18 protein-coding genes are annotated in these 21,408 nt (G+C 71.1%); 5 read left to right on the forward strand and 13 right to left on the reverse strand.

The window, feature by feature from the left end; all coding sequences use genetic code 11:
- Positions 1-14 precede the first annotated feature (14 nt).
- The gene (locus ABD951_RS19085; RefSeq protein ID WP_345348530.1) at positions 15-503 is read left to right on the forward strand and encodes a hypothetical protein; all 489 of its coding nucleotides are present in this window, start codon (positions 15-17) and stop codon (positions 501-503) included.
- Here ABD951_RS19085 and ABD951_RS19090 read toward each other — a convergent pair.
- The 9 genes from ABD951_RS19090 to ABD951_RS19130 all read right to left on the reverse strand — a co-directional run bounded on the left by ABD951_RS19090 (position 478) and on the right by ABD951_RS19130 (position 14,266).
- Entirely contained in the window at positions 478-2,598 is a 2,121-nt protein-coding gene (locus ABD951_RS19090) for a molybdopterin-containing oxidoreductase family protein (protein WP_345348533.1), read from the reverse strand. The two genes, ABD951_RS19085 and ABD951_RS19090, sit on opposite strands and share 26 nt — an antisense overlap.
- On the reverse strand, positions 2,595-4,229 hold the full coding sequence (locus ABD951_RS19095; protein ID WP_345348536.1) for an FAD-dependent oxidoreductase: 1,635 nt from the start codon (positions 4,227-4,229) through the stop codon (positions 2,595-2,597). The genes ABD951_RS19090 and ABD951_RS19095 overlap by 4 nt, the downstream gene beginning before the upstream one ends.
- Positions 4,229-6,466, reverse strand: coding sequence for a molybdopterin-dependent oxidoreductase (locus ABD951_RS19100; protein ID WP_345348539.1), 2,238 nt, complete (start codon positions 6,464-6,466; stop codon positions 4,229-4,231). Before ABD951_RS19100 ends, ABD951_RS19095 begins: the two co-directional genes overlap by 1 nt.
- On the reverse strand, positions 6,466-8,598 hold the full coding sequence (locus tag ABD951_RS19105) for a molybdopterin-containing oxidoreductase family protein (protein WP_345348541.1): 2,133 nt from the start codon (positions 8,596-8,598) through the stop codon (positions 6,466-6,468). The genes ABD951_RS19100 and ABD951_RS19105 overlap by 1 nt, the downstream gene beginning before the upstream one ends.
- A gap of 5 nt (positions 8,599-8,603) precedes the next feature.
- Positions 8,604-10,127 (reverse strand): class I adenylate-forming enzyme family protein, encoded by a 1,524-nt coding sequence (locus ABD951_RS19110; RefSeq protein WP_345348544.1) that lies wholly within the window; start codon positions 10,125-10,127, stop codon positions 8,604-8,606.
- A 242-nt stretch (positions 10,128-10,369) separates the two neighbouring features.
- A complete protein-coding gene (locus ABD951_RS19115; RefSeq protein ID WP_345348547.1) occupies positions 10,370-11,620 on the reverse strand; it encodes a CaiB/BaiF CoA transferase family protein in 1,251 nt (416 codons plus the stop codon).
- Positions 11,617-12,285, reverse strand: a complete 669-nt coding sequence (locus ABD951_RS19120) for a PaaI family thioesterase (RefSeq protein ID WP_345348550.1) — start codon at positions 12,283-12,285, stop codon at positions 11,617-11,619. Before ABD951_RS19120 ends, ABD951_RS19115 begins: the two co-directional genes overlap by 4 nt.
- A gap of 11 nt (positions 12,286-12,296) precedes the next feature.
- Positions 12,297-13,076, reverse strand: a complete 780-nt coding sequence (locus tag ABD951_RS19125; protein ID WP_345348553.1) for an enoyl-CoA hydratase/isomerase family protein — start codon at positions 13,074-13,076, stop codon at positions 12,297-12,299.
- A gap of 5 nt (positions 13,077-13,081) precedes the next feature.
- Positions 13,082-14,266, reverse strand: a complete 1,185-nt coding sequence (locus ABD951_RS19130; RefSeq protein ID WP_345348556.1) for an aromatic ring-hydroxylating oxygenase subunit alpha — start codon at positions 14,264-14,266, stop codon at positions 13,082-13,084.
- Between the two features lie 86 nt (positions 14,267-14,352).
- Between ABD951_RS19130 and ABD951_RS19135 the strand changes: the two genes are divergently transcribed.
- The gene (locus tag ABD951_RS19135) at positions 14,353-14,949 is read left to right on the forward strand and encodes a TetR/AcrR family transcriptional regulator (RefSeq protein ID WP_345348559.1); all 597 of its coding nucleotides are present in this window, start codon (positions 14,353-14,355) and stop codon (positions 14,947-14,949) included.
- A gap of 84 nt (positions 14,950-15,033) precedes the next feature.
- Here ABD951_RS19135 and ABD951_RS19140 read toward each other — a convergent pair whose 3' ends face one another.
- The 4 genes from ABD951_RS19140 to ABD951_RS19155 form a co-directional block, all read right to left on the reverse strand.
- Positions 15,034-15,642 carry a TetR/AcrR family transcriptional regulator gene (locus tag ABD951_RS19140; RefSeq protein WP_345348562.1) on the reverse strand — a complete coding sequence of 203 codons (609 nt, stop codon included), beginning with the start codon at positions 15,640-15,642 and terminating at the stop codon, positions 15,034-15,036.
- Positions 15,643-15,706: 64 nt separating this feature from the next.
- Positions 15,707-16,372 carry a histidine phosphatase family protein gene (locus ABD951_RS19145; RefSeq protein ID WP_345348565.1) on the reverse strand — a complete coding sequence of 222 codons (666 nt, stop codon included), beginning with the start codon at positions 16,370-16,372 and terminating at the stop codon, positions 15,707-15,709.
- Position 16,373: 1 nt separating this feature from the next.
- The gene (gene pheA, locus ABD951_RS19150; protein WP_345348568.1) at positions 16,374-17,294 is read right to left on the reverse strand and encodes a prephenate dehydratase; all 921 of its coding nucleotides are present in this window, start codon (positions 17,292-17,294) and stop codon (positions 16,374-16,376) included.
- A gap of 94 nt (positions 17,295-17,388) precedes the next feature.
- Entirely contained in the window at positions 17,389-18,120 is a 732-nt protein-coding gene (locus ABD951_RS19155) for a hypothetical protein (RefSeq protein WP_425569889.1), read from the reverse strand.
- A gap of 125 nt (positions 18,121-18,245) precedes the next feature.
- On the opposite strand from ABD951_RS19155, the gene ABD951_RS19160 reads away from it, so the two are divergent.
- The 3 genes from ABD951_RS19160 to ABD951_RS19170 all read left to right on the forward strand — a co-directional run bounded on the left by ABD951_RS19160 (position 18,246) and on the right by ABD951_RS19170 (position 21,357).
- A complete protein-coding gene (locus tag ABD951_RS19160; protein WP_345348571.1) occupies positions 18,246-19,013 on the forward strand; it encodes a DUF2470 domain-containing protein in 768 nt (255 codons plus the stop codon).
- Between the two features lie 29 nt (positions 19,014-19,042).
- Positions 19,043-19,855, forward strand: coding sequence for a CPBP family intramembrane glutamic endopeptidase (locus tag ABD951_RS19165; protein WP_345348574.1), 813 nt, complete (start codon positions 19,043-19,045; stop codon positions 19,853-19,855).
- Positions 19,856-20,148: 293 nt separating this feature from the next.
- Positions 20,149-21,357, forward strand: coding sequence for an LCP family protein (locus ABD951_RS19170; RefSeq protein ID WP_345349018.1), 1,209 nt, complete (start codon positions 20,149-20,151; stop codon positions 21,355-21,357).
- Positions 21,358-21,408 lie beyond the last annotated feature (51 nt).

Genomic DNA, 21,408 nt, shown 5'->3' on the forward strand with positions numbered 1-21,408 from the left:
GGCTCGGGCTCTCGATGGGCGCCGGACAGGACGGCTGTGCGGTCTACTGGGTCGACCCGCGGATGCCCGGCGCGCAACTCGATCCGATCGTCTACGACGACGAGATCGTCCTCGATGTCCGCGGGCAGGACTCGGTTGTGACGCTGACGCACGAGACGGACGTCCTGCGGGTGCGATCAACCGTGGACGCGGTCTCGTTCGCGTCGACGCGCTCGGACGAGATCGGCGCCGGAATCGACGAGGGCGTGCCGTTTCACTGGGTCGTCGCCGTCGGGGACCGCCTGGTGGTGTGCGTCGGCGACGACGAGGAGCGGGTGTTCGTCTCCGCCGCGGACCTCGGATCCTGGATGGAACTCGACCGCCCCACCGGGTTGGTTGCGGGAACCGTTCTCGTGAGTGGGCCGGGCGGCCTGTGCGCGGGCTACGACTGGTCCTCGGGAGCGGTGCGGCTCTGGCAGGTGTCCGAGTTCCCCCGCCTCACCGCCGGAGCACATCCACGTTGATCCCGGTGAGCTGCGACTGGTTGCTCAGCGGGTCGTAGCCCTCCGTTCCGGTGGGCGCGAGGCGGTTGACGTTCACGCCGGGGTGTCGGCGGGCCACGTCGAGCCCGCGAGCGGTGCTCTGACCCCAGCCGTGCGTCATCGCCACGACTCCCGCACGCAGGGCGTCGTCGTACACCAGCACCGCGTCGACCTCCCCGTGCCGGTTGCGCACCGCGACGTCGTCGCCCTCGACCAGACCGCGGTCACGCGCATCGTCCGGGTTCATCCACAGCGGATTGTCCTGGTGGACTCCCTGTTTGAGAACGGGAATGTTGTGCAACCAGCTGTTGACCATGTAGTTGGTCCGGCGCGTGATCAGCTTGAGCTGGTCGGCGGGCTCCCGTGCGAGCTCCTCGAAGATGCGTTCCGCGGTGTCGTAGGCCCGTGTGAAGAGTGACGGACAGCAATCGATCAGACCGTCCTCGTGCTGCACCGCGATGTCGAAGACGTCGGACGGCACGGCCTCCGGCAACACCGCCGTCTGGCACCGCATCGCCTTCAGCCGGTCGATCGTCAGGCCCGACTCCCGCATCACCGCATCGACGGCGGCGAACGGATTCGGTTCCGGGTCGTCGAGCAGGGTCGGAACACCCATCTCCTGCTGGATGCGCGACAGAATCCACCAGTCGTCGCGTCGCTCCCCCGCCGCCGGGACAACCGCGGGGGTGTACTGCACGTAGGGCTCCATCGCGACACCCATGGTGTTCAGGAAGTTCACGTCCTCCCGCTCGAGCCAATCCGTCGCCGGCAGGACGTAGTCCGCGATCTCACCGGTGACGGTGCGGTACAGGTCGACCGTCACGATCAGCTCGAGCTGCTCGAGAGCTCGACGCAGTCGTCCGTCGCCGCCCACCGACAGCAGCGGATTACCCGATACGACGATCAGTGCGCGGATCGGATCGTCCGGGCTCTCGATGAACTCCGGGAGCAACGCCGCGGGGAGATCGCCGCCGACGGTACGCATCTCCCCGAACGGGCCCTCGAAGAACGGGTCCTCCCGCTTGCGCTTCGAGTGCTGCACCACGTCGGCGACACCGCGGGAGTAGATGTTGCCGCCGCGCCTGCCGAGGTTGCCGGAGAACAGGCTCACCATCGTCAGCATCCAGTACGCCAGGGCGCCCTGGCGGCCCTGGTTCACGCCGGTGGCCATGTAGATGCTCGCGCTCGGCGCCGCGCAGAAGTCGTCCGCGACCCGCCGGATCGCCTCGGCCGGGACACCGACGACCGACGCAACCCGCTCGGCGGGATACCGCCGGACGAAGTCGAGCAGGCCGTCGACATTCCGGCCGTGACGTTCCACCTCGGCCCGGTCGTACCCGATCCGGAAGACGATCTCGTGCAGCAACGCGGCGAGAAAATAGAAGTCGGTGTCCGGCTTGATCTGCAGGACGTCACCGGTCTCCGGTGACGACGACTCGATCCTGCGGGGATTCACGAAGAGCACCGTGCCGCCCCGCTGCTTGACGGCCCGGATCTTCGCCATGGGATCAGAGATGTGGATCAGCGTCATGTGCGATACCTGCGGATTGCTGCCGAGGCACAGGAAGTAGTCCGTGTGCAGCAGGTCGGGGATCGGGTGCGCCATCGACGCTCCGTAGATCGCCTCGCTGGCAGCGTATTTGGCGGAGGTGTCCTGGGTTCCGGCGCTGAAGCGCATGCGGGTGTCGAAGCCACGCGCGATCGTCGCGGCGTTCGCGTAGTAGGCGCCGTTGAAGGCCGACGGGTTGCCCTGGTACACCGCGAGCGCGTTCCGTCCGTGCCGCCGCCGGATGTCCTGCAGCCGTTCAGCGATGTCCCGGGCGGCGTCGTCCCAGTCGACCGGTTCGAAGACGCCGCGTTCCTCGCTGCGCGGGTTCGCCCGTCGGAGCGGCCGGTCCAGCCGATCCGGATCGCGGTGGACCTGCAGGTAGTGCACGCCCTTGTGGCAGGAGAATCCGCGGTGCACCGGGTGATCCCGGTCGGGTTGCAGCCGGGTGACCTCACCGCCGTCGACCTCCGCGAGCAGGCCGCACCCCGGCTCGCAGATTCGGCAGAAGGTGTGGACGGTGCGTGTCATCGAGGACCTCGGGCGGCAGTCGCGACGGACACCGCGGTGTCTGCGTCCACGATCTTGATGCGGGGACGGCCCGCCTCCCGGCCGCGCTCTCGCTCGTGGCGGTCTATCGCACGCCAGTCCGCACCACTGAGCGCATCGGGGCGGCGGGTGCGGACGAGCGTCGTCAGTTCGCCGGCCGTGGACACCGGTGTCGCGAGCTGCCCGTCGCGGTGATCGGCGAGCAGCGACTCGACCGTCTCCGCCGCGCAGTAGCGGTTGGTGCCGATCACCCCGGTCGCGCCGCGTTTGATCCAGCCGGCCACGTACTGACCCGCGACGGGGATTCCGGTCTCCGGCTCCACCACGCGGCCCGCGACATTGGCGACCGTGCCGGTGGCATCGTCGAACGGGAGACCCGGGATCGGCAGCCCCCGGTAGCCGACGGCCCGCAGCACCAGCCCGCACTCGATCGTGCCGCCGGCCCCGGACTCGGTGTCCGCCACCTGCAGCGCCTCGACGCGGTGCACACCCACCGCCGCCTTCGGGGTGCACCCGAACCGCAACACGATCCGCCGATTGCCCGGTGTCGGCGTGCGCCGGGAGTAGTCCGCGAGGATCTGCAGCTTCGTCGGTGCATCCGGGCCCGCGTCCACCGGCCCGTCCACGAGCACGTCGATCCCCGGCAGCGATCCGAGCGCGAGCAGCTCGGGGGTGGTGCAGGCCGCGTGCTCGGGTCCGCGGCGGCCCAGCACCACCACCTCCTCGACCCGGCTGTCCGCCAGCGCGGACAGGGCGTGATCGGCGATGTCGGTGCGGCGCAACGTCTCCACGTCGGACACGAGGATGCGAGCCACGTCCAGTGCGACGTTGCCGTTGCCGACCACGACGGCGCGCGAACCGGTCAGGTCGAAGGAGCGAGCGGCGTCGTCGGGGTGACCGTTGTACCAGGCCACGAACTCCCTGGCGGCGTGGCTGCCCGGCAGGTCCTCACCGACGATGCCGAGGCGCCGATCGCCTGACGCACCGGACGCGTGGATCACCGCGTGGTGGTGGGCCAGCACCTCCTCGACTGTCACGTCGCGCCCGACCTCGACACCGAGGTGGAACGCGAAGCCGGTGCGGCGTGCCGTGCGGTCGAACACGCGGTCCACCGTCTTGGTGTGCCAGTGATCCGGTGCCACACCGAAACGCACCAGTCCCCCTGCGACAGGGAGCCGTTCGAACATGGTGACCTCGGCGGCGATGTCGCGGCGGGCGAGGAGTTCCTCGGCGGCGTAGAACGCTGACGGCCCGGATCCCACGATCGCCACCCGCAGCGGCGGCGGGTCGACCACACCCGCGGTCGCGATGGCGAATGGCAGCGGCTGGACGTGCGCACCCGGGGCTGCGGTGCGCGGATTCCGTTGGAAGTACTCGGCATTGATGTCGCGATAGCGGTCGATGTCCGGTACGACTGCGTCACCGGGGACGATCGCGTCCACCGGGCAGACGTCGGAGCAGGCGCCGCAGTCGATGCAGGTGCCCGGATCGATGTACAGCATCTCGGTGCGCCGGTATTCCCGTTCGGCGGGAGTCGGATGGATGCAGTCGACTGGGCACACCGCGACACAGGTCGCATCGTTGCAGCAGTTCTGGGTGACCACGTACGCCATCAGGAGTGCTCCTCGCTCGTGCGCGTCACCGTGACCGGGACGCCGTTGAAGATCGGGGACGCGGTCAGCGCCTCCAGTGCCGTGTCGTCGTCCACCAGCGCGTTGTAGTTGCTGCCGGGAGCCGAGGCCGACCGGGGTGTGCGCAGTCCCGGACCGTCGTGGCCCCACCCGTGCGGCATGCTCGCCACCCCGGGCCGCAGCGCATCGTCGATCCTCAGTTCCGCGGCCACGGTGGTGACGCGGGACGTCACCGCGACCCGGTCGCCGTCGACGAGGCCTCGTTCGGCCGCGTCGTGCGGGCTCATCAGCAGTGCGCACTGGCCGCCGTCGGGCTGGGGCAGCGCGTTGTGCAGCCACGAGTTCATGCCCCGGCGCTGGCGCCGGTTGATCAGCACCAGTTCCGGGGCGGGCCGGGTCATGCTCGCGCGCAGGCGTGGCAGATCTCGGGCGATCATCTCGGGCACGAGGTGAATCCGTCCGTCCGGGGTGCGCAGCACCTCCGGCAGGCGAGAGGTCAGTGGTCCGTAGTCGATGCCGTCGAGGTTGTCCTCGAGCGCCGCGAGGGTCAGTCCGCCGGGGTCGAGGCCGAACCGGTCACCGTAGGGTCCGCTGCGCAGTCGCAGGTCGAGCAGCCGTTGCGGTCCGCGGCGACCGGCGGTCGCCTCGCCGGCCCGCTCCGGTTCGCAGCCGGCGAGTTTCGCGGCCCGCCGCGCGGCGACGGCCGCGACCTCGTCGTCCATCTCGTCGACGGGACGGTGCGGGGTGCCCTTCGCGATCGCGGCCAGCCGCAGCAGGATCTGCCATTCCGCCATCTCTCCGTCCGCGAGGTCCAGCAGCGGCGGCGTGTAGCGGGCCACGTTCCGGATCTGGAAGTGCGACAACGTCACGTCGTGGTGGCCACGGGTCGTCACCGGCGGCGGGGGCAGGATGACGTCCGCGTGGCGGGTGGTCTCGTTGAGGTAGCAGTCCACCGACACCATGAACTCGAGCGCGTCGAGCGCCTCCTCGATCGCACCGCTGTTCGGGAGGGACCGTGCGGGGTTGCCGGCGAGGGTGATCAGTGCGCGGGTGCGGCCGGGTCCGGGGGTGAGGATCTCCTCGGCGAAGCACACGGCGGGCAGCTCCCCCATCGCCTCCGGCAGCCCCCGAACCCGGGACCGCCAGCGATCGAACATCAGCTTCGGCGGCTTCGTGACCGGCCAGGTGTTCTGACCGCCGGCCGGGGGCAGCGAGAACATCGCACCGCCGGGGCGGTCCAGATTCCCGGTGACGATCGTGAGCACCTCGACGAGCCAGTTCGCGAGCGTGCCGAATTCCTGCATGCAGGTGCCGATCCGCGAATGCGCCACCGCCGCAGTCGCTCCCGCGAACCCGCGGGCGACTGTCCGGATCAGCGCGACGTCGACCCCACAAGCCTCGGCGACCGACTCCGGGGTGTACTCGCGTGCCAGCGCGAGCGCCTCGTCCAGACCGTCGACGACGTCCGGCACGCGGCCCGGTCGGGCCAGGCCCTCCGCCGCGATCACCGAGAGCACGCCGAGCAGGAACAGCGCGTCGGTGCCGGGCCGGATCGGTACGTGCTGGTCCGCGACCTCGGCGGTGCGGGTGCGCACCGGGTCCACCACGACGAGGGTGCCGCCCCGCTCGCGCAACGCCTGCAACCGGTGGTGCATGCCGGGCGCGGTGACGGTGCTGCCGTTGGACACCATCGGGTTCGAGCCGAGGATCAGCAGATAGTCGGTGCGGTCGATGTCGGGCAGGCTCATGCCCAGCCCCGTGCCGTACAGGAGCATGTGCGCGAGGTTCTTCGGCCACGTGTCGACGCTGGCCGGCGAGTAGACGTTCCGGGTGCCGAGCGCACCGATCAGCTCGCCGAGATAGAACGTCGAATCCAGGTGGTGGGCGGCCGGATTGCCGTGGTAAAGCGCGCAGCTACCCGGATCGTCGGTGACGAACTCCGGTAGCCGGCGCGCGATCTCGGCGAAGGCCTCGCCCCAGGTGGCCTCCCGGAACCCGCCGCCGGTGGTGCGCAGCAGCGGTGTCCGGATCCGGTCGGGGTCGCCCTCGATGCGGCCGAGCCCGAGACCCTTCGCGCAGCTGTGTCCCGCGCTCATCAGGTCCGCGGGGTTCGGGGCGACCCGGGTGATGGCACGGCCCTCGAGTTCGACCAGCAGCCCGCAGGTCGACTCGCACAGCGGGCAGATGCGATGCCCGGTGCGTGCTTCGGTGGTGGTCATCACGAATCGTCCTCTTCGCTCGTCGTGGGCTCGACCGCGACGGGAACGGCGGTCATCGTCGGCATCGCGTTGATCGCCTGCACACCGTCCCGGGTTCCGGTGAGCACGTTGACGTTCACCCCGAGGTCCTCCCGCCGGTCGACACTGCCGAAGCAGTGGGTCATCGTCACGGTGCCCCGGGACAGGGAACGATCCGCCCGTGCGGTCGCGCGCAGCCGTCCCGACGCCGAGCGCACGGTCACCCGCTGACCATCGGCGACACCGAGGGCGGCGAGGTCGTCGGGGTGCATGCTCGCCGGGTTGGTTCCGCCCGGTACGAGCCCGGGCACGCGGGTTCCGGTGGAATTCACGGTCTCGCGGATCCGGCGGACCGTGAGTAGCAGCGGAAACCTTTCGGTGACAGCCGTGTCCGTCAGCGCTGCGCGCAGTTCGGCGCGCACGTCGTCGGACATCAGGTGCAGGCGGTGGCCGGCTCCCTCCGCGGTCGCGGGGCCCACGACGGCGCCGCTGTCGCCGGCGAGGTGACCGTGCGGGGCGGCGACCAGGTCGGCGAACGGGACGCGTCCCCGTTCGGCCATCATCGCCAGCATCTGCTCGGAGGTCGGCGGCGCGGCGGGATCGAGGATGCGCCCGGCGAACTTGACCGGCTGCCCCGAGGCGGCCGCGAGGTCGAGGAAGAACCGCCAGTCGTCGACGACATCGGGAGGCGGCGTCACGACGGCGGGCGTGAACTGCGCGAACGGGCGCGGGAAGAACGGCTCCATGATCGCGGTGTGGTCGGCGCGTTCGTACATGGTGGTCGGGGCGATCACGTAGTGCGCGAGGCGCGCGGTGTCCGACATGCGGGGGTCGACGCACACCAGCAGGTCGAGGGACCGCAACGCGCGCAACGCCTTCCCGCGGTCCGGCAGTGCGGCCGCCGGGTTCCCTCCCGACACGATCAGCGCCCGCACCTGGTCGGGACCGGGTGCGAGGATCTCGTCGGCGAGAATGCCGGACGGCAGCTCGCCCCGGATCGCGCGGACCCCACCGATGCGGCTGCGGAAGCCCCGCTCGTAGCCGCGGGCGGGCGGGGCGACCTCGGCGCGCGCCGGTACCTGCCGGGTCAGGACGGCACGGTCGTCGGCCGGCTCCCCCTCCCGCCGGAACCGGCCGCACACCACGTTCAGGGCGGCGACGAGGTGCTCGGCGAGGTTCGAGTGCGGGCCCATGCACAGCCCCGTCCCGCTGGTCGCCATCCCCCGACTGCCGGCCGCGAACATCCGTGCCGCGGTCCGGACCTGGTCGGCGGGCACGCCGCAGATCCGCTGCACGACAGCGGGAGTCACATCGGACACGACGTCGCCGAGAGCCCTCGGATCGGCGGTGAACCGGCGGCAGAAGTCGGCGTCGTGAAGACGCTCGGTGAGGACGACGTGGAGCAGACCCGCGAACAGCACGGCGTCCGTCCCCGGCCGCGGGGCCAGGTGCACGTCCGCGAGGGCCGCGGTTTCGGTGCGCCGCGGATCCACCACGATCAGCCGCAGTCCCCGCTCCCGGGCCGCCCGCAGCGTGACGGATGGGTTCTGCACGACCGCGCCGTCCCCGTCGCCGCCGTTTCCGGAGACGACGGGATTGGTGCCCGCCAGCAGCCACACGTCCGCGTCCTCGAAGCGTTGCCGTCCACCCAGGTAAGTTCCCATCCGTTCGGCGACAACCCATTTCGCCGACTGGTCGATGGTCATCGTGGAGAACAGCTTGTGCGAGCCGGTGCCCTTGAACCAGGCGCGGGCCATCGGCGGCGTGAGTGCGGCGAAGTTCTGCTGCGTCCCCATGAACAGCGCGACCGCATCCGGCCCGTGACGGTCCACGATGGCGCGCAGACGATCGGCGATCTCGGCGACCGCCTCGGAGACCGGCACCGGCACGTGCGTACCGGTGCCGGTGCGCCGCATCGACGTGGTCAGCCGATCCGGCCCCTGGGCGAGATCGCCCGCGCGGCGACCCTTCTGGCAGGTGTAGCCACTGGATATCGGGTGACGGGCGTCGCCGAGCACCCGCACGATCCGCCCGTCCTCGACGTCGAGCAGCACACCGCACGACGAGGCACACAGTCGGCAGTACGACGTGTGTCTGGACGTGGCGGATCGCATCGGACTCATTCCACCGCGACGGCGTGCGAGGGCACCTCCGGGAAGCGCTGGCGCAGAGACGGTTTGGCGAGCTTTCCGGAGAAGGTGCGTGGAAGCGGCTCGCCGAGCGCGACTGCATGCTTGGGGCGCTTGAACTTTGCGAGGTTCTCGCCGGCGACGGCGGCGATATCCGCGACGATGTCCGCGGCGGGACGGTCGCTGTGGAAGATCACCATCGGCACCTCGCCCCACCGGTCGTCCTTGACGCCGATGACGGCGAGATCGACCAGGCCCTCGATGCCGTGCAGGGCCTTCTCGATCTCGGCGGGATACACGTTCAGGCCACCGGAAATCAGCATGTCCTTGCTGCGGTCGACGATCTTGAGGAACCCGCCCTCGTCCCGCATCCCCAGGTCGCCGGTACGGAGCCACCCCTCGACCAGCGTCGCGGCGGTGGCCTCGGGCTTGTTCCAATACTCCCGCAACGTGTGCTCGCCGCGGACCAGGATCTCGCCGACCTCGCCGGGCGGGGTGTCGACGCCCGGGTCACCGATCCGGACGTGGGTGCCGACCAGCGGCAGACCGGCGAAGCCTGGACGCGAGACGGCGTCCTCGTATGCCAGCGTCGACACCATGCCGGACGCCTCGGTCAGGCCGTAGCACTGGGTGAGCGGGATGCCGTGCGATCGGTAGAAGTCGAGCAGGTCGAGGCTGACCGGCGCGCCGCCGGTGCCCGCGAACGTGAACTTCGCGAGCTTGCGGGTGCCGAAGTCGGGCAGCATCGTCATGCGCTCCCAGATCACGGGGACGGTGGTGGTGGCCGTGATCTGTTCGCGTTCGAAGGTGTCGAGGGCGATCTCCGGGTCGTACTCGCGCAGCAGCACCATCGTCGCGCCGGGGACGACGACGAGCTGCATGAAGATCGACAGGATCGATCCGGTGTACACCAGCGGGGCGGAGCACAGCACCCGGTCCCGGGACGAGAAGCCGAACGTGAGGGTCTGCGAGATGCCGGGGGTCATGGCGTTGCGGTGGGTGATCAGGGCACCCTTCTGCACGCCGGTGGTCCCCGAGGTGTAGCAGATGAAGCCGGGGTCGTCGGCGTCGATGGCGACCACGGGTGCGGTGCCGGGATCGATCAGCCGCTCGTACGGCGGGTGCGCGCTGCCGCCGATCGCGTAGGTCTCGAACTCCAACTGCTCGGCCGCGACCTCGAGCAACGGCGCGAAGGCGTCCTCAACGATCACGACGCGCGGTGCGGAATCGACCACCATCGGCGCCAGCTCCCTTGCGGTGAGCCGGAAGTTGAGCGGGACGCTGATCGCGCCGAGCTTGAGGGTCGCCAGGATGACGTGGGCGAGCTCGAGACGGTTGAGCATCATCACGGCCACACGGTCACCCTTGCGGACGCCGCGGGCCGCCAGACCGCGGGCGACCGCGTCGGTGATCGCATCGACCTCGGCCCAGGTCTGCGACGTGTCCCCGAACACGATCGCCTGCTGCTGCGAACGCGTCTTGCCCCAGAACCGGGTCAGGTCCGCGAGATTCATCTGTGCTCCTCGATTCGTAGGCCGGCCCGCCGGCATGTGGTCGTCGGACGGTCCACCCGGCCGCGGCGTCGGCTGGTGTGACCGCCCTCACTCCGTGCCTCAAAAACCTAACAGCTATAGGCAGCTTCCGCAATTCCCGATTCGGGACCTGCAGACGGTCGAATCGAGGCACAATTGAGCACGAGAACGACACCCACGCAACAACTCTCACGCGGATTTCGTTCTCGGCCGGGTGCGGCGGATCAGTCCGCCGGACGCACGCTGCCCCGGTTCCGGTCGGGGTGAACCGTCGCGGCGATCCGAGCGTCGTCGTATCGCGCCACCGACCTCAGGACCTCCTCGGTGTCCGCGCCGACGACCGGCGGCAGCGCGGGCTCGAACTTCTCACCGGCGACCCGCACCGGGCTGACCACGAACTCGAGCTCACCGACTCCCGGGTAGTCGACGCGGTAGGTGTTCTCCCGCGCCCGGAAGTGCGGATCGGCGAGCATGTCGGTCACGCTGTTGACCGGGCCACCGGCGATGCCGTGTTCGAGGAACAGCTGCACCCACTCGGCGCGGGTGCGCTGCGCGAAGATCTCCGTCAGCGCCCGCCACACCAGGTCCGCGCGGGCGGGTGCACCCTCGTCGGCAGTGGTGAGATCGACACCGATCAGGTCCTGACGATCGACCGCGACCAGGAAGTTGTGCCAGAACTTCTCGACGTGCGACCCGAACAGGATCGCCTCGCCGTCGCTGGTGCGATAGGCTTCCAGGCGCGGCCAGTCCGGCAGACGCCCGTCCGGCAGCCAGGTCGGACGTGGAATGGACCGATCGCGGTTCAGCTCCGCGTCGACCAGGTCCGGCATCCACGCGGCCGCGACGTCGATGCCCGACACCTCGACATGGCATCCCTCACCGGTGGCGCTTGCCTTGCGCAGCGCGGCGAGCAGACCCATCGCCCCGTATGCGCCGAGCGCGTACATCGCGATCGGCGGAGTCGTGGAACCCGCCATGCCCTCGGTCGGCGGCTCCGCGGGGGTGCTCACCGCGCGGATCCCGGCGTAGGCGTCGAACACCGGACCTCCGGTGCCGAGGACGCGGTACGGGCCGTCGGTGCCCATGCCGGAGACGGTGCACAACACGATCTTCGGATTCACCTGTCGCAGTTGCTCGTAGCCGACCCCGAGCCAGTCGAGATAGCCACCGCGCATGCCCTCGACGACGGCGTCGCACGAACGGGCGAGGTCGAGGAACGCCTGCTTGCCCTCGGGGCTGCGCAGGTCGAGAACGACGGACTTCTTGCCACGGTTCCACCGCAGATGCATGAATGCCGGCCCGTCCGCGTCGCCGATCGCCCGGTTGCCGCCGACACGGACCGGGTCGCCGAGCGGTCCCGACTCGACCTTGATCACTTCGGCGCCGAGGTCCGCGAGATGCCCACCCAGCGAGGCCGGGGCCAGCTGGGCGACCTCGAGGACCCGCACCCCGCTCAGCAGTGAGAACCCACTCATCGGTCACTTCCTTCCGCGTCTTTCGAGATATTCAGTGTCTGTTCGGGTTTGAGCTCCACCCACAGTCCTTCGGCATCGGCGACGAGAACGTCCCCGTGGTGCAGCGCGCCGCGCAGGAATCGTTTGCGTCCCTCCTGCCCGAGCAACTCCGCCGTCACGGTCAGCTCGGTGTGCAGCGGTGCGGGCGCGCGGTAGTTCACGTTGAGGTAGGCGGTGCGCCCCCAGGGGCGACCGGCACTGTTCGCCAGTCGCGCGAGGATCTCGTCGAAGATCAACGGAGTTACCCCACCGTTCATCGCGTACCGGCCCGAGTGGAACCGCCCCACCGTCACGCGTCCGGTGACCGTGGTGTCGGTGACGGTGTCGATGTGCAGGGCGGGCGCAAGGGCGTGCCCCTTACCCGGTATCTCCCAGCGCTTTCCGGCGATCTGCGTATCCTCGTCGACCTCGAAGGTACGCAACCGCCGCGCGGCCGTTCGTAGTGCGGTCGCGACCTCCGCCGCCACCTCGGGTGTCGGACGGCTCCGGGTGACCGCCTCCTGCACCTCGCGAAGTGCCTCCACCAGATCGGCGTACTCGTCGTCCGTGTCGGCGTTGACCGTGGGGCGGAACGGATCCGGCCAGCCCGGGTTCCAGATGTCGAGGGTCGTGGTGGGCTCGGTCATGCCGGCCTCCTTCACGTTCGGCTGCCCGACCGGGAGAAGAACCCGGCGAACAGGTCGGTGATCGGGCGGGGACGCAGGGTGGTGCGGGACACGGTGTTCTCCCGGTCGTAGCGGGCCCGCAGGTCCCGGCCCGGGCCGTCGAGCAGCAGGGCCTTGATCTCGCGCAGCCCCTCCGGCGGTTGCCCGGCGAGCTGGACCGCGGCATCGAGCGCCACACGCGCCACGTCCCCGTCCTCGGCGTAGCGGCTGAGCAGCCCGATCCGGTACGCCTCGTCACCGCCGACGGTGCGCGAGGTCATCAGCAGGTCCCGCGCCTGGCCGGCGCCGACCAGGCTGTCGAGCAGCCACGTCAGATTCGCGCCGCCGTAACGCGCGGCGGTCACCGTGAACCGGGTCGCCGGCCCCCCGACCCGCAGGTCGGAGCAGGCGGCGAGGATGGTGCCGGCGCCGTGCGCCGCGCCGGCGACCGCCGCGACGATCGGCTTCTCGAACGTGAGGTACCGCCACAGCAGCTCCTCCCGCTCGAGCATCGCGTCGGCGGCCGCCGCCGGCGACATCTCCGCCAGCTCCCCGAGGTCGTATCCCGCGGAGAAGGCGTCCGGGCCGGCGCCGGCGACGATCACCGCGCGCACCGAGTCGTCGCCCGCGGCCGCCGCGAGGGCGTCTTCCAGCTCCCGCTGCAGCGCGAGCGAGATCGCGTTGCGAACCTGCGGACGGTTGAGGGTCAGCCGGAGCACCCCCGGCGCGGGATGGTCGCGCAGCAGGATTCCGGACGAGTCGTCTGCCGCCATCGGGGCTACCGGGCCGCCGCGGGCTGCGCCGCGCGCTCGCGCTCGAGCTCGGCGACGTCACCGGCGACCATGTTGTGGAACAGCTGACCGGGCAACTCGTTTCGGCCGTAGATCAGCTCGTCTACCTGGCCGTGCGCGGCGTTGTCGGTGATGGTCTTGGTGACGAACCAGTCCTCGGCGTGCAGGGTCTCCATCAGCAGCTCCCAGTTCTTCTCCAGGATCCGCTCCTCGCGCGGGGTCTCCGGCTTCCTCGGCGACAGCAGCCGGATCGTGCAGTGGCTGACGTTCGGGTCGTCCTTGTCGGGGGCGATGGTCCAGATCTCGAAGTGGTTCGGCTCGGTGACCAGCATCGTGCCGGGGTAGATCGTGTAGTTCGCGAGCGAGTAGTCGCGGACGTCGAAGCTGTCCGGGTCGGCGTCGCGGACCTCGGTGATCGCCTTGCGCGCCACCACCAGTCGCCAGGACCGGTCCACCACGTCGAGTGCGGTGATGTTGCCCTCGAGATAGTTGCACACGGTCTTGGTGTGCAACTGGCACAGGTGGTACGAGTCCTGCACGCCGTCGACCGCGATCTTCCAGTTCATGTCCAGCTTCCAGGTCTCCTTGCGCACCTGGAAGGAGTCGGCCATGCCCGTGTCGGCAACCTCGGCGTCGTGCTTGGCGCCGAGCACCGCGGCGATGTCCAGCTCGGCGCCGACGGTGGGCACCACCCAGACCAGCCCGTGCCGGACCTCGCACGGAAACTCCACCAGGCCGTACTCGGTCCGGTCCATGCCGTCGAAGCCCTCGGCGTGCGGAAGTCCTTGCAGCGCACCGTCTTTGCCGTAGGACCAATTGTGGTACGGGCAGGCGAAGACCCGCTTGCACCCGGACTCGCCGAACTCGACCTTGGCCCCGCGGTGCCGGCACACGTTGGAGAAGGCCTTGACGCTGCCGTCGTTCTGCTTGACCACGAGCAGTGGCGTGCCGATCAGCTCGGTGGTGAGGAAGTCGCCCGCCTTCTGCAGTTCGTCGACGTGCGCCACGATGTGCGGGAACCGACGCACGACGTCCCGTTCCTTCGCGGCCAGCTCGGGGTCGTTGAACACCGAGAAGGGCACGCGTAGCAGGTCGTCCGCGTAATCGGTCGTGTTGTTGTCCACGTGGGCGATGAGCCGCTGCGTGAGGCTGATCTTCTCGTCTCGCTCCATGGATCGAGGGTGACACACGAGACAATCAATGTCTAGCGTCTTATCTAATTACTTTCGGTTGTTTCCGGAGTTGGTACGGTTCTCGCGTGGCAGCACGCACCGACACCGACACCCGGACCGACGTCCGCTCGGCGATCCTGGCGGCGGCCGAAGCGTGTTTCGAACGGTTCGGCATCGCGAAGACGACGATGGAAGACGTCGCCAGGGCGGCGTCGATGTCGCGCGCAACGGTGTACCGCTACTTCTCGGACCGTGAGTCCCTGATCGCCGAATCGGTGGTCCGACGCGCCCGTGCGAACATGAGCCGGGCTCGCGCGCGCATCACCCGCTGGCCGACCGTCGAGGAACGCATCGTCGAAGGCATCTGCCAGGACATTCGGAAAGGCCATCTCGACCCGATGGTGAACCGGCTGGTCTCCCCGGAGTCGATGGCACTGTCGACCCAGCTGCTGGGCGAGTCCGGCCGCGCGGTCGAGCTGACCCACGAACTGTGGGGACCGGTCCTCGCCGACGAGCAGGCCGCGGGGAACATCCGCGCCGACCTCGACCTGCGGCTGCTGTCCGAGTGGATCTCCGAGCTCGAGATCATGTACATCAGCCAGTACGGCACCGACGACGGTGCCCTCGACCGGGTCCGGGAGAAGCTGCGCGCCTTCGTCGTTCCGGCACTGCTCCCCCGGTGACCGCCACCGGCCCATGCCGAACGGGAGTCCGGTTGTCCGCGTGCACCGCGCACGATCGGAACCGAGCGGGGTTCACTGCTGGGGTCAGGCGCGATGCCACCGGTCGAGCTTCGCCGCGATCCCGTCCACATACCGGTCGAACGCCCGCTCGACGCGGTCCCGGTCGCCGGTGGCGAGCAGGTCGAGGGACAGCCCGCGGACCTGGCCGAGGATCAGCGTGGCCTCGGCGGCCGCCTCCTCCTCCGGGCAGCCCGCGGCACGCAACCCGGCCTCGAGCACCTCAAGCCACTGGCCGACGAAATGCTCCAGGAAGCGAGCGTTCTCGTCCGGGCGCAGCACCGCCTGGACGTAGATCTCGAGCATCACCCGGAACCGGGGCAGCGCATCGGGCGCCATCCGCACACCCCACCACGACCGCAGCAATTCGATTGGGTCACCGCCCGTTTCCGACAGCAGCTCGGCCGGGATCGACTCGCCACGCATGTCCTCGATGACCTCGGCGAGGAGGTTCTCCTTGCTGCCGAAGTGGTGCAGCAGCGACGCGTGCGAGACGCCGACCTCCTTGGCGAGCGGTCGCATCGACAGGTCCGCGACCCCGTGCGCGACGACGTACGCGGTGATCGCGTCGAGCAGCTGCCGACGCCGGCCCGCGTAGCGCAGGGTGCGCTTGTCGACTCGCTCGGCTCCGGTCACCGATTCAGCGTACGCAGCCCGGAACACCCCGCACCGGACGGGAGTCCGGGCGACCGGTTCCCCGTCAGCCCATCGGGTCGTCGACGACGTCGACGGCAGGCGCCACGAACGGCGGCAGCAGGGCACCCCACCGAACACACTCCCAGCCGCCGGCGGTGGGGAGCAGTTCGACGGTCTGGGTGTTGTCCAGGTGGGTGTCCGCGGAGAAGGTGCCGTTCATCCCGGCCAGGTAACCGGCCACCAACCGGATCGCGGCACCGTGGCTGACCACCAGCACGTCGCCCATCTCGTCCACACCGTCGAGGTAGTGGGCCCTCAAGGATTCCACGACCGGCAGGTACCGGGCGAGGACGTCCTCGCCGGATTCGCCGCCGGGCATCCGGGCACCGAGTTCGCCCGCGTGCCACGAATGGAACACCCCGGCGTAGGTCTCGTGCGACGCGCGGTCCGACCGGTCCTCGAGATCGCCGGCCTGCGCCTCGTGGATACCCTCCCGAACCTCGACCACGATCCCGGACGCGCGTTCGATGAAGCCGGCGGTCTGCCTGGCGCGCAACGCCTCCGACGCCACCACCGCCTTCGGCAGCGGCCCGGTCAGCGACGTGCCGAAGGCGTGTGCCTGCCCCTCGCCGAGCTCGGTGAGCCGGGCCCCCGGCAGCCGGGTGTCGAGCCGTCGGGCGACGTTCGCCTCGGTCTGACCGTGCCGGACCAGGATCAGCTTGCCCGCCACGTCAGTTCGTTCCTTCGGTCTCGCCGGCCCGGACACGTCGCAGCCAGTCGGCGGCCTCCTCGTCGGACGGGGGCCGGCGTCCGCCCGGGGTCGCGGTCGGCCACGACCCGAGGAACCGCACGGTGTGCTTGCGGTGCAGCGCCTTGAGCGCCTCGGCGACCGCGGTGTCCTCGACGTGTCCGCTGCAGTCGAGATAGAAGCGGTAGGTGCCGAACTCGATGCGGGTGGGGCGTGACTCGATCCGGGTCAGGTCGATTCCGCGGGTGGAGAACTCGGCCATCGCACCGACCAGGGATCCCGGCTCGTGGCTCAGCTGCAGCACCACCGACGTGCGATCGGACCCGGTCGCGGCCGGGACCGGGCGCGGCATGGTCACGAGCACGAACCGCGTTCGCGCACCGGAGAAGTCGGCCACGTTGTCGGCCAGGACGTCGAGGCCGAGCCGGGCGCCGGCGAGGGCGGTCGACACGGCTGCGTCCGCCAGGCCCGCGGCCACGTCCTCGGCGGCACCGGCGTTCGACGACGCCGATTCGACCGCGACGCCCGGCAGCTGCTTCTCGATCCACATCCGCACCTGCGCGGCCGCGACCGGGTACGCCCGGATCGTGCGGACGTCGGCGAGGACGGCGCCCGGTCGACCCACGATCGTGAAGCTCACGTCCAGTTCCGTTTCGGCGACGATCTGCAGCCGGGCGCCGGCGGCCAGCGCGTCGAGTGTCGGCGGCACCGGACCCTCGACCGAGCTCTCGATCGGCACCACCGCGCCGTCGACGGACCCGTCGCGGACCGACTCGAGCGCGGCCGGCGGGCTGCCCGCCGGCACCCGCTCGACCGGTCCGTCGAACGCGCCCGCCGACTCGAACTGGGCGAGCGCCATCTCGGTGAAGGTCCCGGACGGTCCGAAGTAAGCGATGCGAGGCACCCGTCCAGGTTACGCACCGCGTTCGGCACCCCGGCCGCACCCGATGCACCCGCGTCGCGGCCGCACGCCGAGCGAGTGGCCCGGGATCAGGGGCTCAGGCGCCGCCGAGGTGGGCGGTGATGCCGCGTGCGTGCAGGTGCTGCTCGACCGCGGCCGCGTCGGGCACGGCGATCGCGAGCAGCACTTCGCGGACGGCTCCCGCCGCGGCGGCGCTCAGCGCGGCGACGGGGGCCGGGTCGGCCGCCGCGAAGGCGGCGGGGATGTCGTCGCCGCGGAGCGCCGCGACCGTGGCGGCGAGGATCGCGACCACCTCCTCACCGGTGCTCGCGTGCGCGACGAAGCCGGCGTCGGAGTGGGCGAGGACGGCGAGAAAGTCGGCGACGGCGTCGGCGCCGAGACCCGACGCGAGCACCGGGTGGGCGCCGGCGGCGGCGATCCGTTCCGCCGACTCCGCGGCCCACCCACGCCCGGCCGCGCCGGGATCGACGCGGATCGCGAGCCGGGCCGGCAGCGGGTGCGGGTCGCCCTGCGCGAGGGCCAGCGCGTCGTCGAGCTGGTCGAGCGGGCAGTCGACCTCGATGCGGGCCAGCCCGGGTGCGGCTGCGGGCAACGTCTCGGGGGCGACGTCCAGCCGCAACCACAGCGGGCCGGCGGCCGCGTCCACCCCGTCGAGCGCGCTGGCGGGGAGCAGCGGCGGTCCGAACAGTGCGTCCCGGCGGCGGCTGCGCAGGGCGGCGGCGTCCGCGCAGATCTCCGCGAGGAGGCCGGTGAACGGGGGCGGCGAATCGCGCGGGGAGGGCGGTTGCAGGTTGAGCATCGTGGCCACGGGTCCACGGTAATCGGCGGTTCGAGCGGTTGCGTGCACGGGAGCGCTGACCTAACTTAGGCATGGCTAACCTATTGTGATCGGCACTGCATCCCGGCCCCGTCGGGAACCGCAAAGGAGACCGCATGACCGCCTCGACCACGCCCGGTCCGTCGACCGCCGAACGCGTCCGCACCGCCTGCGCCCGCGCCCAGCAGGCCGTGCTCGCCGTCGACGGCGGCGACCCGGCCACGGTCTCGGTGCACCACCTGCGGTCCGGCGGCGACGTGGTGCTCGCGGTCCCGACCGACGTGGCCGTCACCGCACTCGCCCGGCAGGCCGGGCGGGGCGGACTGCCCGCCGTCCTCGAACTGACCGACCACGCGCCACTCGTCCTCCGCGAACGGGTCCGGTCGCTGGTGTGGCTGCGCGGCACCCTGCACCCGGTCCCGACCGGGGCCGTCCGGCCGCTCGCCTCCGCCGTCGCCGCCGAGAACCCGAATCCGGCCCTGCTCGACGTCGGGCACACGACCACGCTGCTGCGGCTGGTGCTCGACTCCGCCGTGGTCGCCGACGGCCGGGGCGCCGAACCCGTCCCGCTCGACGACCTGCTGACCGCCGCGCCGGACCCGTTCTGGGCGGTCGAGGACCGCTGGCTCGAACACCTCGAATCCGACCACTCGGACTTGATTCACCAACTCGCGCAACGCCTCCCCCGGTCGGTGCGGACCGGTCGGGTACGACCGCTGGGCCTGGACCGCTACGGCGTTCGGCTGCGGGTCGAATCCGAGGGCGGTGACCACGACGTCCGCCTGCCGTTCGGCGCCCCCGTCGACGACCCCACCGGGCTGAGTCGCGCGCTGCGGATCCTGGTCGGCTGCCCCTTCCGGGCCGGATTGCGCGCGCGACGCTGACCGGGCGGCGAGGCGCTACCGTCGAGCCCGTGACCCGGCTCGACGACTGGCTTCGGCCCGCCCCGCCCCCGCAGACCGAACCGCCGCTCGACCCCCGCGCGCGGCGCGCGCTGTGGACCGAGGTCACGATCGTGCTGCTCGTCACGTTCGGGCTCAGCGGGCTGTCGGGGGTGCTGTCGCTGATCGAGACCGCGATGGCGCCGGGCCGGCTGTCCGATCAGACGGTCGCCCTGAACGCTCCTCGGGCGACGATCGGCTGGATCGACTTCGGCCGGCAGCTGATCGGCATCGCCCGGTTGTGTGCGTGGGCGGCGCTCGGCCTGTACCTCCTGTGGCGCAGCGGCCTCGGACCCGACCGGATCGGCTTCGGCCGGCACCCCCGCCCACGCCGCGACCTGCTGCCGGGCGTCGGTCTCGCCGCGCTGATCGGACTGCCCGGGCTCGCGCTCTACCTCGCCGCGACCGCGGTGGGCGCCAACCTCACAGTGGTGCCGAGCACACTCGACGACCACTGGTGGCGGCTGCCGACGCTGGTGCTGTGGGCCCTCGCCAACGCCGCCGCCGAGGAGGTGCTCGTCGTGGCGTACCTGATCTCCCGGCTGCGTCGCCTCGGCTGGAGCGAGAACGCCTCCCTCGCGGCGTCCGCGCTGCTGCGCGGCAGCTACCACCTCTATCAGGGCCTCGGCGGCGGTCTCGGCAACGTCGTGATGGGCGTGCTGTTCGGCCGGTACTGGCAGCGGACCGGCAAGTTGTGGCCCCTGGTCGTCGCGCACTGGCTGATCGACACGGTCGCGTTCGTCGGGTACACCGCGCTGCACGACCACGTGTCCTGGCTTCCCTGACCAGTACAGTTTCCGGTGTGAACGGCGACAATCCCCGGTACCGCGACGCCCGCGACCCCGCAGCGGGTCACGGCGGCGACCCGCGCCGGGCCCAGTCGTGGGGCCCCGGTCCCGCACCGCGCGGTGCGGGCGGCCCGCAGGCGGCCGGAGGACGCGTGCCTCCGCAGTACCCGCAGCGCCGCCCGGTTCCGCCGCCGCGCGGCGGGGCGCCGGTGGACCCTCGCCAGGAGCGGTACCGCGGCGGACCGGCCGATCCGCGCCGATCCGCGCCGCCCACCCCGGAGGGCACCCAGGTGATCCGTCGCGACGGACGCCCCGCGGCGCCCGAGCGGGCCTGGTCCCGGGAACCGGAACCGTCCCCGCGCGCGGGGCGACCGGCCGCACCGCAGCGGCCTCCGCACGGATCCGCGTCCGGATACGCACCGACGCAGACCCCGCAGCCGTACGCCGACGCCCGGCGTCCCCGGTCCGGCACCCCGGTCCCGCCGCCGCCGCCGGCTCGGCCCGGCCGCCCGGCGTCGACTCCCCCGGCCGGACCTTCGAGGCCCCCGCGCCGGCCGGCGCACTGGGGTCGCCGGATCGGGCTGATCCTGCTGGCCCTGCTGGTCGTCGCGGCCGGGTCGGTCGTCTACCTGGACCGCTCCCTGAACCGGATCGACGCGCTCGCCGACTACCCGGGCCGGGTCGGCGACACCCCGGGCACGAACTGGCTGCTCGTCGGGTCCGACAGCCGCACCGGGCTCACCGCCGAGCAGGAGCAGGAGCTGTCGACCGGCGGCGAGCTGGACTCGCAGCGCACCGACACGATCCTCGTCGTGCACATTCCGAAGAGCGGTCCCGCGACGATGGTGTCGATCCCCCGCGACTCGTACGTGCCGATCCCCGGCAACGGGCGCGACAAGATCAACGCCTCGTTCGCGATCGGCGGGCCGCAACTGCTGGTCCAGACCGTCGAGCAGGCGACCGGACTGCGGATGGACCACTACGCCGAGATCGGATTCGGCGGGTTCGCCGGCCTCGTCGACGCGATCGGCGGCGTCGACCTGTGCGTGCCGTACCCGATCGACGACCCGCTCGCCGGCGTCACCCTGCAGCCCGGGTGCCAGGAGCTCACCGGCGCGCAGGCGCTCGGGTTCGTCCGCAGTCGGGCGACGCCACTCGCCGACCTGGACCGGATGAACAACCAGCGCACGTTCATGGCGGCCCTGCTCGCCAAGGCCACCAGCATCGGGACGCTGGTCAACCCGTTCCGGTTGTGGCCGCTGATCACCAAGTCCGCGGGGTCACTCCAGGTCGACGACGGCGACCACCTGTGGAACCTGGCCGGCCTCGCGTGGGCGATGCGCGGCGACCTGGTGACGACGACGGTTCCGGTCGGCGGATTCGAGGACGTCGCCGGCTCCGGCAACGTCCTGCTGTGGGACCGCGAGCGGGCCTCCCGGTTCTTCGACGCCCTCGCCAACGACGAACCGGTGCCGGCGGATCTGATCACGTCCAACTGACCGCGGCCCGGGGGCACGATTCCGTCCGGCCCCCGGTGCGGCCGTGGCGCA

This window comes from Rhodococcus olei (genome assembly GCF_039540555.1).
GTDB classification, from domain to species: domain Bacteria; phylum Actinomycetota; class Actinomycetes; order Mycobacteriales; family Mycobacteriaceae; genus Rhodococcus_G; species Rhodococcus_G olei.